This is a genomic window from Chromobacterium sp. Rain0013 (assembly GCF_015291765.1).
Taxonomy (GTDB): domain Bacteria; phylum Pseudomonadota; class Gammaproteobacteria; order Burkholderiales; family Chromobacteriaceae; genus Chromobacterium; species Chromobacterium haemolyticum.
The window spans coordinates 950,756-963,670 of sequence record NZ_CP031514.1 but is presented as its reverse complement, the minus strand read 5'-3'; the positions used below and the strand labels follow the sequence as shown (position 1 = coordinate 963,670).

Here is a 12,915-nt window from a genome sequence, read left to right as displayed (position 1 = left end):
TTCTCTACCGCGTTAACTAAAAAGAAACACAAAAAAAACCGGCCACCCTGTTCGGTATGGCCGGTTTGTCTTCATATCAAATCATAAGACTTCATCTTTTTGCGCAGGGTGTTGCGGTTCAATCCCAGCAACTCCGCCGCCCGGGTCTGATTGCCCTGGGTATGTATCAGCACCACCTCGAGCAATGGCTTTTCCACGCAAGCCAACACCATGTCGTAGATGGCGGAGGGGTTCTCGCCATCCAGGTCTCTGAAATACTGTTCCATCGCCAGCCGCACCGACTGCGAGATATGGTCATTGTTCTGCATGGTTATTATTCTGTCCAAGTCTGATTGGAATTAGCCATCCACCACCGTCTCCGAGTCGTGGTCCAACGCTTCCCCAGCGCCATCCAAATACACCAGCCGTTCGGAGTCCCCCGCCAAACGGTCGAAATAAGCCGCCACGGCCAAGCGCTGTTCCGCCGTGGACTCGAGTTGGTACATCTGCTGGCGGAACGCATTTCCGCCCTGCAGCCCCTTGGTGTACCAGGCGATGTGCTTGCGGGCGATGCGGCAGCCCGAGTATTCGCCGTAAAACTGGTATAGCTCATCCAGATGCCCCAGCAAGAGCTGACGGATCTCGCTCACCTTCGGCGGCGGCAGGCATTCGCCGCTCTCCAGAAAATGCTGAATTTCGCGGAAAATCCACGGGCGCCCCTGGGCCGCCCGTCCTATCATGATGGCATCGGCGCCGGTATGTTCCAGCACCCACTGTGCTTTCTGCGGGGTATCGATGTCGCCGTTGGCGATCAACGGAATCCGGATCTGCCGCTTCACCTCGCGTATCGTGTCGTACTCGGCCGCGCCGCGATACATGTCCTCGCGGGTGCGGCCGTGCAAGGCCAGCGCGGCAATGCCGCAATCCTCCGCCAGCCTGGCCACTCTCAAGGCGTTGCGGTGCTCGGGGCTCCAGCCGGTCCGCGTCTTCAGGGTCACCGGCACATCCACCGCCTTGACCACCGCCTCCAGGATGCGGCCCACCAGCGCCTCGTCGCGCAGCAGCGCCGAACCGGCGGCCACATTGCACACTTTTTTGGCCGGACAGCCCATATTGATGTCGATGATCTGCGCGCCGCGCTCCACGTTGAGCCGCGCCGCCTCGGCCATTTGCGCCGGATCGGAACCCGCGATCTGCACCGAGATCGGCTCCACCTCGCCGGTGTGATCCGCGCGGCGCAAGGTCTTGGCCGTGGTCCACAGCGCCTTGTTGGAGGTGATCATTTCCGATACCGCCATGCCGGCGCCCAACTGCTTGCACAGCATGCGGAACGGTCTATCCGTCACTCCGGCCATGGGCGCCACGATCAGCCGGTTTTTCAATGTGTACGAACCAATGCGCATGCGTGCGAAACTCTGGGATAACTGACTGAAGGGCCGGTATTGTAAAGCTTTTTCCCAGGGACGTGGATTTTTTTTGCTTATTTTTTGAGCAAACCCCATAGCGGCAAGCCATGGGATCGCGGGGATGAGGTGGAAGTTGGCCGATAAGCCGGGTCTTGTCGTTGGACAGTCATTCCTCTAGGCCTGCCGTTACCGACAGGCTCAAGCGACCTACCCGGGGATATACGCGAGCAACGTCAATTCCCCCTATTTGGTCTTGCTCCGGATGGGGTTTTGCCTGCCGTCCGTGTTACCACGTCCGCGGTGCGCTCTTACCGCAGAATAGGGCACCACACCCTACCTGTCCGACCGGGCTCTCGCCCGGCCAGTACACCTTTTCACCCTTGCCTGATCCGTCCCGCCGCTTGCGCGGCGAAATAAAGAATCCACGCCCTTGCGGGCGCTTCTTCCGGCCATCGGCGGTTCAGCTCTCTGCGCCACTTTCCATCGCCTCACGGCGTCCGGCCGTTAACCGGCATCCTGCTCTATGGAGCCCGGACTTTCCTCCCCGCTCCTTCTTGCGAATTCGCGCGGCGACTGTCTGGCCAACTTCCGGCCGCCATTCTACCCGATTCCGCCCCGGCCGGCCCGACATTTTGCCATGACAAACGCGATAATCCCTTATACTGGCGGGTCCACCGAGCGATAACGACAAAAACATGGAGCTGAATCAGGCCAAGCTGTCCCGTCTGCAATTGTTTGGCACGCTCGCTATTGTGTTCATGCTGGCGCTGACCTTGTCCAGCTACTTCCTGCTGAGCAGTTGGAATGACTTCCAGACTCGCCAGCACACCATACGTCAGGACGCTTACGCGCGCGCGCGCGACTACCTGCGCTCCTATGCCGATCACGCCGCGCAAACCTTGTCCGCGCTGCGCGAACGCACCAACGACACCCTGAAGCAAAGACTGCGCGAACAAGTGGACCAGGCGTGGAACCTGGCCGACGCCGTCTGGCGCCAGGAGCGCCTGCGCCGGCCCCCGCATCAAGTGCAGCGGCTGATCGCGGAAGCGCTGCGGCCGCTGCGCTATTTCGACGGCCGCGGTTACTTCTTCATCGACGGCCTGGACGGGCGCTGCGTGCTGCTGCCCACCGCGCCGCAGTTGGAAGGCGGCTCGCTGCTGGCCAACCGCGACGATCAAGGCCGCTACATCATGCGCGCGCTGATCGAGTCCGTGGACAACCCCCAACAGCGCGGCTTCAGCTCTTACCGCTGGTACCAGCCGGGCCGCAGCGAGATGAGCGAGAAAGTCGCCTACGCCCGCCGTTTCGGACCTTACAACTGGCTGATAGGCAGCGGCGAGTATCTGAACAACGTCGAAACCGATATGCAGAAGCAAGGCCTGGAGATGCTGGCGCGGATGCGCTTCGGCCACGACAGCGGCGATTTCATGATCATAGACCGCCACGGCGTGATCCTGCTGGACCCGTCCAATCCGACGATGAACGGCAAGCACTACTCCGCCCTGCCCGGCGCCGACCGCGGCCGCATTGCCGAACTGATCCGCCGCGGCAAGCAAGGCGGCTTCATGGAATACCTGATCAGCAGCCTGGACGCGCCGCAGGGCGAGCGCTATCTGTCCTATGCGCGCCAGCTGCCCGGCTGGGACTGGACCCTGGTCACCAGTCTGCGCGTGCAGTCCATCGAGGACAGCAGCCAGCGGGCGAGACAGGAACTCGAGCTCAGCCTGCGCGAACGCATCGTCGCCACCTTGCTGCTGACCCTGGCCGCCCTGTTGGTCGCCGCGGCCTTCTGCTGGTGCTTCCTGCGCTGGCTCAACGCGCTGGTGCAGCGCTACCGCCAGGACCTGCAGCAAAGCCACCTCTCGCTGGAGCAGCGCTCGCGCGACCTGCGCCTCAGCCACTTCATGGTGGACAACGCCACCGATCTGATCGCGCTGCGCAACGCCGCCGGCGACATCGTTTACTGCAACCAAGCGGCGCGTCAACGGCTGGATTGCGGTTGCGACGCCGCGACGCTGACTCGCGCGCTGTTCCGCCCGGCCACGGACGCCCTGCCTCACACCTTCGACACCCGCCTGCAATGCTGCGGCGAAGAGCAATGGCTGGAAGTCACCGTCAGCCCGCTCAACTACCAAGGCGAAGACTATCTGTGCGCCACCGGCCGCGACATCACCGCTCGCCGCCAGACCGACCGCCAACTGCGGCTGGCCGCCAAGGTGTTCGAATCCAGCAACGAGGCCATCCTGGTCACCGACCCGGACAACCGTATCCTGGCGGTCAACCGCGCCTTCTGCGCGATCACCGGCTACGAAGAGAGCGAGGCCCTGGGTCAGACTCCAGCCCTGCTCGCCTCCGGACGCCACGAACCGGCCTTCTTCGAAAACATGTGGCAGCAACTGACCCAGCGCGGCCAATGGTCCGGCGAGATCTGGAACCGCCGCAAGAACGGCGACATCTTCCCGGAATGGCTGAACATCAGCGTGCTGCAAAACGAACAGGGCGAAATCAGCCATTACGTGGCGCTGTTCACCGACATCTCCGAACGCAAGGAGCAAGAGGCGCGGGTCCAGCACCTGGCCGAGTACGACGCGCTGACCGACCTGCCCAACCGCGTGCTGATCAACGACCGGCTGCAGCAGGCGATCCGCCAGGCAGAGTTGCGTCAGGGCCAGCTGGCGGTGCTGTTCGTCGATCTGGATCACTTCAAGAACATCAACGACACCCTGGGCCACGGTTTGGGCGATGAGCTGTTGAAACAGGCGGCCGGCCGCCTAAGCGCCGCGGTGGGCGCGCTGGACACCGTCGGCCGCACCGGCGGCGACGAGTTCGTGCTCATCCTGCCGTCCATCGATCAGCCCGGCGAGGCCGCTCAAGTGGCCGAACGCGTGCTGGCCGCGATGCAACGCCCCTTCGACATCGGCGCCCACCAGCTCAACGTCAGTTGCAGCATAGGCATCAGCCTGATGCCGGACGACGGCCGCGACCTGCAGAATCTGCTGATGAACGCCGATCTCGCCATGTATCACGCCAAGGCGCACGGCCGCAGCACCTTCCGCTTCTACACCCGGGAAATGAACGTGGAAGTGGCCGAACGGCTGCATCTGGAAACCCGGCTGCGCCGCGCCATCGAACATGGCGAGCTCTATCTGGTTTATCAGCCGCAGTTCAATATGAGCGGCGAGCGCCTGCTCGGCTGCGAGGCGCTGGTGCGCTGGCGCGATCCGGAACACGGCTTGATCATGCCCTCTCGCTTCATTCCCATCGCAGAGGACACCGGCCTAGTGGTGCCGCTGGGACGCTGGGTGCTGGGCGAAGCTTGCCGCCAGGCGGCGCAATGGTACGACAGCGGCTTGCGCCCGGTGCGCATGGCGGTGAACGTCTCGGCGCGGCAACTGACGCGGCCGGACTTCGTCGACGACGTGCGCGATGCGCTGCAAAGCAGCGGCCTGCCCGGCTACTGCCTTGAAATCGAAGTCACCGAAAGCACGCTGATGGAGGACGCGGACTTCGCCGCGCGCCAATTGGCGGTGATCAAAGCAATGGGCGTGCGCTTGTCGATAGACGATTTCGGCACCGGCTACTCCAGCCTGGCCTATCTGAAGCGCTTCGCGCCGGACACCATCAAAATAGACCGCTCCTTCATCATCGATCTGCCGCAGGATGAAGAAAACGCGGCCATCGTCTCCGCCATCGTTCACCTGGCCAACGCCCTGGGCATGGACACGCTGGCCGAGGGCGTCGAACACCCGCAGCAGCAAATCTACCTGGGCAAACTCGGCTGCTCGGCGATGCAGGGCTATCTGCTGGGCGCGCCGCTGTCCGCCGAAGCGATGGAACAGCGCATGGACGCCTTGCGGCAGCGGCTATCGGTCTGAGAACCCTGTTCAAAGCCTCGCGAGCAAGGGCGAGACAAGGCGAAAACGAGCGAAAAAGCGGAATGGCCGAGGGGTACATGAGCATGTTGAGCTTGTACTCACCGTGCAACGCTTCACGAAGCGCAGCAGGCTTTGAACCGGTTATGAGTCCGGCCCGGCGCACGCCGGACCGGACGCGTCGTCTCTCAGTCCAGCGGCCGGTTCGCCGTTTCCGGCACCATCGCCAGCCCAATCAGCGATACCAACATGCATAGCCCCGCGTACAAGGCCGGCGCATTAGGATCTCCGGTCAACTTGATCAGACCGGCGGCGAAGAACTGCGCAAAACCGCCGAAGATCATCACCCCCACGCAATAAACAATGGACATGCCGCTGGCGCGGATGCGACGTGGAAACAGTTCCGGCAGCAAGGCGATACTGGGCACCGAGGTATACACCAGCGGCAAGGTCAATATCGCCACTACCAAGAGCAGCACCGGCCAGCTCGAGGCCGCGTTGACCAACATGAAACCCGGATAGATCAACAGCAACAGCAGCAAGCGCGGCCACAGAATGGACTTGCGCCGGCCGATGCGGTCGCTCCACCGCCCGGCCGGCACCGACAACAGCACTTGCAGCAATGCCGCGGTCGACGCGGCCCAGATCGCCACCGCCAAGGGCATGCCCAGCACCGTCACCGCGTGGTTGGCCAGATAATGGCCGACGATGAAGGTAGGGGCCGTGCCGCCTATGGTCAACAACACCCCGGCCAGCAGTTGCCGCCAATGCCGCCGCAACAAAGGGCCGGCCGGCTCCACCGTTGCCCGGGGCGCGATCGCCGACGACGCAGTCTCGTCCAGCTGGTGGCGAATGTACTCGCCTACCGGGATCGCCAGCACGCCGATGGCGAAAACCAGACGCCAACCCCAGGCATCCATCGCCGCCGCGGACAACATCCCGCTAAGCAAGCTCACCGTCAGCGTGCCGGCCAACACCCCCAGCCCCTGGCTGAACAACTGCCAGCTACAGTAATAGCCGCGCGACTTATCATCGGCGTACTCCATCAACATGGAGGTGGCCGCGCCCACCTGGCCGCCGACGGCGAAGCCCTGCACCAGCCGCCCCAGCACCACTAGCGCCGGCCCAAGCAAGCCGGCCTGCGCATAGGTGGGCGCCACCACGAACAACAGCGAGCCTATCGCCATCAACCACAGGCTGAGCCGCAAGGCCGGCTTGCGCCCCTTGCGGTCCGCGTACAGGCCGATGACGATGCCGCCTATCGGCCGGCTGACGAAGCCGGTGCCGAACACGGCGAACGACAGCATGAGTTGCAGCAGCGGCTCGTCGCTGAACGGAAAAAACAAGCGCCCCATCAAGGTGGCCAGCGCGCTGTAGACGATGAAATCGTAGAACTCCAACGCATTGCCCACGGTGATGGCGATGATCGCGCGGCGGCTGGGCGCGGCCGGCCGCGCTGCCGCCCATTGCGCCGCCGTCATTGCCCGCCCCCGGCCTCGCCGCCCAGATAACGCTCCACCAGCTTGACCCAGTAGCTGGCGCCCACCGGCAAAGCCTGGTCGTTGAAGTCGTAGCCGGGGTTATGCACCATGCAGCCGCCCTCTCCATCGCCGTTGCCGATGATCAGATAACAGCCCGGCACCCGTTCCAGCCAGAAGGCGAAATCCTCGCTGCCGGTCAGCGGCGGCATCTCCGCCGCCACCCCGTCCTCGCCCAACCAGTCCAACGCCACCTGCCGCGCCAGCGCGGTGGCCGCCTCGTCGTTGATCAACACCGGATAGCCGTATTGATAATCCACTTCGGCGCGCGCGCCGAAACCGGCGGCCTGCGCTTCGGCCAACGCTTCGATCCGCTGGCGCAGCAAAGCGCGTACCTCCGGCCGCAAGGCGCGGATGCTCAAACGCATTTCCGCGCGCTCAGGAATCACGTTCGGCGCCTCCCCAGCCAAGATGGCCCCCACCGTCACCACGGCCATGTCCAGCGGCGGCACATTGCGCGCCACCACGCTTTGCAAGGCCATCACCAGCGAAGCCGCCACCACGATGGGGTCCACCGCCGTGTGCGGCATCGCGCCGTGGCCGCCGGTGGCGTGGATGCGAATCACCGCGGTGTCGGTGGAGGCCATGAACGGACCGGACCGGAAACCTAATTGTCCCACTGGAAAGCCCGGCATATTGTGCATGGCGAAGATGGCGTCGCAGGGGAACAAGCGGAACAGGCCGTCGTCCAGCATGCGCTTGGCGCCGGAGCCGCCATGCCCTTCCTCCGCGGGCTGGAAAAAGAGATGCACGGTGCCGCTAAAACTGTCCCGCCGCGCCAGCTCGCAAGCGGCGGCCAGCAGCATCGCGGTATGACCGTCATGGCCGCAGGCGTGCATTTTTCCCTCCACGCGGCTGGCCCAGGGCAAGCCGGTGCTTTCCTGAATCGGCAGCGCGTCCATGTCCGCGCGCAGGCCTATGCGCGGCCCCTCGCCGCGGCGCAGGGTGCCGACCACGCCGGTGACGCCCAATCCTTCGTGGATCTCGTAGCCCCATTCGCGCAGACAGCGGATCACGTGGCGGCGGGTTTCCACCTCCTCGAAACCCAACTCCGGGTGGGCATGTATCTTGTGGCGCAGTTCTGTCATCGCCGGAGCGATATCGCGGATGCCGGGCAGAATGTGAGCGTTCATGGCCTTGTCTCCTTATGGTGTCTATGAGCCTCTTGTCGCACACTGTCTTGGCGGCGTTGGACACGGCGCCGAAACAGCGATCACAGACTAGCGGCAATAGTTAACAGGTGAATAGACTTGAGAAAGTGGTCGAGAACACTTCTGGTTGTCCACTTGGAGAAAAGATGAAACTGCAGCAACTGCAAGCGCTGATCGCGCTGGCCGACGGCGGCGGCATTCGCGCCGCCGCGCGCATGTTGGATCTGTCCCAGGCCGCGGTCAGCAAGACGCTGCGCGAGCTGGAGCAAGAACAGCGGCTGCCCCTGTTGCAGCGTCACGCCAGCGGCGCGCGGCTGACCGAGGCGGGTCAGGCGCTGCTGATCCATGCCCGCCAGGTGGCGATGCAACTGGAACGCGCCCACGGCGAAATGGAAGCGCTGCGCGGCCAACGCGACGCCCGGCTATGCATAGGCGTCACGCCCTGGCTGGTGCCCACGCTATTGCCGGAAGTGGTGTTGCGCTTTCGCCAACGTCTGCCGGAAATCCGGCTGGAACTGTTCGAAGGCTTGCTGGCGGTGGCGCTGCCGCGCTTGCGCGACGGCCAGATGGATTTCGCCATCGGCCCGCTGTTCGAGCCGCTAGCGCAGGAATTCCATTGCCAGCCGCTGTTCAGCCACGGCGGCTGAGTGTTCGCCCGCAACGGGCATCCTGCGCTGCGCGCACATTCCTTGTCCGCGCTGCTGGAGCAGGATTGGGTGGTCAATTACAGCCCGGCCAGCTACCGCCACGTGCTGGACCAGTTGTTCACCCGCCACGGCCTGGCTATCGCGCCGGAACGGCTGATCTGCGCGCAGTCGATGGCGCTGCTGGCCGGCCTGGTTCAGGCCGGCATGCTCAGCTATGGGCCGGAACCCTTGTTGCTGTGTCCGGAGTTCGCCGGCAAGGTCCAGGCCTTGTCGCTGCGGGAAGACATGGAAGAGATCGTCATCGGCGTGATCAGCCTGCAAGGGCAGGCTCACGGTTATGCCGCGCGCGGCTTCATCGACTGTCTGCGGCAGACGCTGCGCCAACGCATGGGCTCGGCCCGGCCAGAGGACCGGGCGCTGGCGCGCATGCTGACGCTGCGGTTTTAGAACCCGTTCAAAGCCGCGAAGATTCGTCGGTACGGCGTTGACCGGCGATTGCCTCGCTCAATCAAAGCGCAAGGTGTAACGCGACTCTACCGAGGCGTCGGTACCCGCCCGCAGCACCATCGACCAGCCCTTGCTCAGTTGATAGGCCAGCTTCACCGCCTGGTTCGCGCTGGTTACGCCGTACTCGTAGCCCAAATACAGTTCGCGGGTCAGCTGACGGCCCACCGTCACCACCTGCTCCGCCGGGCTCACCGTGCCGTTGGCCAAGGTTTTTTCCTTGCGGCTGGACACGCCCAAGTCATCGAACAGGCCGATCTGGTCGTTGAGCGAACCGGCCAACATCATGCCGGCGGAGGCCGCCAGATCGTTGTCGTCGCGCTCGCCGCTCGCCGCCCGGCCCAACACCAGCCAGGCCAGCTTGTCCTTTTCCGACATCGGCTCGTCCGCGATCAGACGCACCTTGGGCACCGACACCGAACCGCTGACTTCCACGCCGGCGCCCACCGGCGACAGGCGGCGCTTGGCGCGCACATTGAGCAGCGGATTATCCAGCGGGCCGTTGAAGGTGATCGCGCCGTATTCGATGTCCAGGTCCTGTCCGTAAGCCTTGTAACGGCCCTTGACCACACGCACCTGACCCTTGGCGCCCGGCGCTTCGCCCGGATTGGCGCTCACGCGCACCGAGCCGGTCAAGTCCACGTTCAAGCCCTGGCCGGAGAAGCGGAAGTGATCTCCCAGGTCCAGATCCAGCGCCACTGTCAGCGGCATGCTGGCGAAGGCCGACGGCTCCGGCCCGGGCCGGCCCTTGACCATCACGTCGTCGCTCAGGCTGGGCGCGCCGAACTTGGGCAGGCCGATGCGGCCCTGATCCGCGCGGATATGGCCGGTCAGCGACAATTTGCCGGCCACCATCGCCAGTTCCGTGCGGCCGGACACCACCAGCCGGCGGTTGGGACGGTCGAACACGCCAAACTTGCGCAACTCCACCGCCACCCGCGCATCCGGGGTGTCGCCGCTGAGATCCAGCGCTCCGCTGGCCGCCACCTCGCCTTCGCCGCCGGCGAAACGCAAGCGCTCCAACACCAGCTTGCGGCCGTCCAGCCGCGCCAGCAGGCTGCCGTCGCCCAGGCGGATGCCGGTGCGGCGGTCGGCCAGCAATAATTTGTCGCCGCGTATCGTCCCTTGCGCCATCGGCAGGCTCAGCGCGCCGGTCAGCGCCAGATTGGCGCCGATCTGACCGCCCAGTTCCAAAGAAGGGCCGGCGAAGCTGGCCAGCGTCGCCAGCGAGGGCACGCTAGCGCTGACGGTGGCGTTGAGCGGGGTTTTGGCGTCGATGGCGCCGCCGTTCCACGGCACGGAACCCTTGCCTTGCAGCTGGGCGTAGCGGCTGTCCAAATTCAGATCGAACAAGGCGCGGCCGCCGTCCAACGTCAGGGTGGCGACCGCGGTCTTCAAGCCCAGCGCCACGTCCTTGCCCTTGTCTCCCGGCAATTGCACATCGCCGCCGGCGCGGCGCAGCACGAATTGGCCCTTGGCGTTGGCCGCCAGATTCAGATTCCAGTCGGAGTCGAAGCTCAGATCCTGCTTCACCGGCAGGCTGAGCAAGGGGCCCAGCTCCGCCAGCCTCAAGCCGCGCGCGGAGCCGCGGGTGCTGAGCGCTCCGTTGGCCCCGCGGTTGAGTTCCGCCAGGGTAATGCTGCCGCCCAGCGCGGCCAAGCGGGCGTTGCCCACCTTGATCTGCTCGCCCAGCTCCAGCGCCACCGGCGCCAGCAGGCTGAGGCCGGGACGACCGCTCAACTCCAGCTTGCTCAAGGTGCCGGCCCAAGGCCCGGCCTCGCCGCGCAAGCCGCCGCTAGCCGCCAGTTGCAGCGCGTAGGGGTGATCGGCCAGACGGAAACGTCCGTCCAACTGCAGAGCGTGGCGCGCACGGGTGCCGTTGGCGCTGGCGCGCAATTGCTCGGCGCGGAAACCGCCGGCCTGCAGCGCGGCCACATCCAGTTTGAGCTGGAACGGGCTGTTCTGGTCGGCTTTGACGTTGCCGCTGAATTGCATGCTCTGCACGGCGATATTGCCCGGCAGCTTCAGACGGTCGGCTTGCAGATTGGCGCTGATCAACGGTGCCTTGGGCGTGCCAGCCAGTTCTCCCTGCCCCTTGACCACGCCGGAGAAGCCGGGGCCGATCAGACCGAGGTTGGGCGCGTCGATCAAGAGTTTTAGCTTGTCGCCGGCGGCGCCGTAAGCGCCGTTGGCCTGCAGCCGGTTCTGCGCCAGCCTCAGGTCGGCACTGAGCGATTTCAGGCGTTCGCCCTGCAGTTGCAGGTCGGCGGCGCCGCTTAGCGGCGCGCCGGACAGCTTGCTGGGGGAGAATTGCAGCTTGGCCGCCACATTCAGCGGGCTGGCCAGTTGGCCCTTGGCCTGCAGACTGGCGTTGAGGTCGCCGCTAGGCAAGCCGGGCTTGAGCTTGGACGGATCTGCGCGATTGAGCTTGCCGTTGAAATCGAACAACTGCTTGCCATCCAGCCCCAATTGGCCGGATAGAGCCAGGCTGCCCACACCGGCGGTCAATTCCGCCTGCCGGATCAGCAGCGCCGGGTGCGGCGCCGGCGCAAAACCGACATTGGCCTTGGCCTGCAGGGTTTTGCCCTTGAGCTGTGCCAGGATGTTGGGACCGCTCAGAGGGCCGTCCAGCGTCACTCGGCCGTCCAGACTGTCGTCCGGCGCGTCGGCGTGCAATTGCCGCAGGCCCAGCTTGGAAATATCCAACGCCAGCTTGAGCCGGTCCGGCTGCACCTGGCCGGCCAGGCCGATTTCGCCGCCGGCGATCCGGGCGTGGGTGCTGAACAGCTCCAGCGCCTTGTCGTCGGCGCGGAACTCGCTTACCAGCAAGGATAGCGGCAAGCGCTGATCGGACAAGGGGCCGGCCTGCTCGTTGAGGAGGGTCAGCCCGCCTTTGACGCGCTGGCCGGCGTCCGGCTCCGCAAACACCGCCAAACTGAGTTTGGCGCGCGGCCATTCCGGCAGGATGGCTTGCGGATTGATGCCGGCCATGCGCGCGTCCAGCCGGGTAAAGCTATTGAAGGGATTGCTGGCGAAGGGCAGCAGGCCGCCCTTGACGTCGGCCACCAAGTCTTTGCCGGATAACTCGCCGTCAAAGCTCAGGTGCAGCAGATTGCCGCCCAGCGCCAGCCGCGCCTGATAGGGAATCTTGTCCAGTTCGCCGTCGGCGCTGAGCTTGCCCTGCAGCGCGAAGGGCTTGGCATCGGCCAATTGCAGCGCCGCCGCGGCCTCGCCCCAGGGCGAACCCAGGCGCTTGAGCTTGAGATCGTGGCGCCGGCCATCGTAGACGTAGCCGGCTTCCAGGCCGTAAAGCCGCAGCTTGGCCGGCTCCAGCGTCACGCTGGCCACGCTCAGCCGGTCCAGACGGATCTCCAGCGGCAAGGCTAGAGACTCCGGCGCACCGCTGGGCGGGGTGGCCGGCGTCGGTTTCACCGCCACCTTGACGTGCCCCACGGCCAATTGCCGCACCCACAATTGGCGCTGCCACAAGGCACCAGGCCGCCAGTCCAGCTGCACGGACTCGATGTCCACGTCGCTGCCGGCGCTGCGCACGCGCACCTCGCTCAATTTGAAGCCGTCCCACAGCGTGCCTTCGGCGTGCTTGACGCTGACGGTGTTGCCGCTGAGGCCGCCCAGCGACTGCATCAGCCAGGCGAAACCGGCGCGGCTGCCGGTCAACCAGGCGCTGGCGGCCAGCAGCAGCGCGACCAGCAACAAGGGCAGCCACAGCAGCCAGCGCCAACGACGGCGCTTGGGCTTGGCCGGCGGCGGCGGGGCGGTGTCGGGAGTGGGGGAGGTGTCGGTTTCGCTCATGAATG

Annotated in this window: 6 protein-coding genes, 1 other RNA gene and 1 pseudogene; 2 read left to right on the top strand and 6 right to left on the bottom strand. The window is 65.1% G+C overall.

Translation table 11 applies throughout. The features are described 5' to 3' along the window. Nucleotides 1–71: 71 nt before the first annotated feature. From fis to rnpB, 3 genes are all read right to left on the bottom strand, one after another. On the bottom strand, nucleotides 72–308 hold the full coding sequence (fis, locus tag DXT74_RS04520; protein WP_019100932.1) for a DNA-binding transcriptional regulator Fis: 237 nt from the start codon (nucleotides 306–308) through the stop codon (nucleotides 72–74). A gap of 30 nt (nucleotides 309–338) precedes the next feature. Beyond that, the gene (gene dusB / locus DXT74_RS04515) at nucleotides 339–1,382 is read right to left on the bottom strand and encodes a tRNA dihydrouridine synthase DusB (RefSeq protein WP_043589466.1); all 1,044 of its coding nucleotides are present in this window, start codon (nucleotides 1,380–1,382) and stop codon (nucleotides 339–341) included. A gap of 128 nt (nucleotides 1,383–1,510) precedes the next feature. Further along, nucleotides 1,511–1,974: RNase P RNA component class A (rnpB, locus tag DXT74_RS04510), an RNA gene on the bottom strand. Between the two features lie 106 nt (nucleotides 1,975–2,080). On the opposite strand from rnpB, the gene DXT74_RS04505 reads away from it, so the two are divergent. Then, nucleotides 2,081–5,260 (top strand): EAL domain-containing protein, encoded by a 3,180-nt coding sequence (locus DXT74_RS04505; RefSeq protein WP_194427407.1) that lies wholly within the window; start codon nucleotides 2,081–2,083, stop codon nucleotides 5,258–5,260. A 185-nt stretch (nucleotides 5,261–5,445) separates the two neighbouring features. Here DXT74_RS04505 and DXT74_RS04500 read toward each other — a convergent pair whose 3' ends face one another. Together DXT74_RS04500 and DXT74_RS04495 are read right to left on the bottom strand one after the other, a co-directional pair. Further along, the gene (locus tag DXT74_RS04500; RefSeq protein ID WP_043636778.1) at nucleotides 5,446–6,738 is read right to left on the bottom strand and encodes an MFS transporter; all 1,293 of its coding nucleotides are present in this window, start codon (nucleotides 6,736–6,738) and stop codon (nucleotides 5,446–5,448) included. Then, entirely contained in the window at nucleotides 6,735–7,928 is a 1,194-nt protein-coding gene (locus tag DXT74_RS04495) for a M20 aminoacylase family protein (protein ID WP_043636775.1), read from the bottom strand. The genes DXT74_RS04500 and DXT74_RS04495 overlap by 4 nt, the downstream gene beginning before the upstream one ends. A gap of 164 nt (nucleotides 7,929–8,092) precedes the next feature. Here DXT74_RS04495 and DXT74_RS04490 point away from each other — a divergent pair. Further along, a pseudogene (locus tag DXT74_RS04490) lies at nucleotides 8,093–9,040 on the top strand (LysR family transcriptional regulator). A gap of 57 nt (nucleotides 9,041–9,097) precedes the next feature. On the opposite strand, the gene DXT74_RS04485 reads toward DXT74_RS04490, so the two are convergent. Further along, complete coding sequence (locus DXT74_RS04485) at nucleotides 9,098–12,910, bottom strand: translocation/assembly module TamB domain-containing protein (RefSeq protein WP_043636769.1); 3,813 nt, start codon at nucleotides 12,908–12,910, stop codon at nucleotides 9,098–9,100. Between the last annotated feature and the right edge of the window lie 5 nt (nucleotides 12,911–12,915).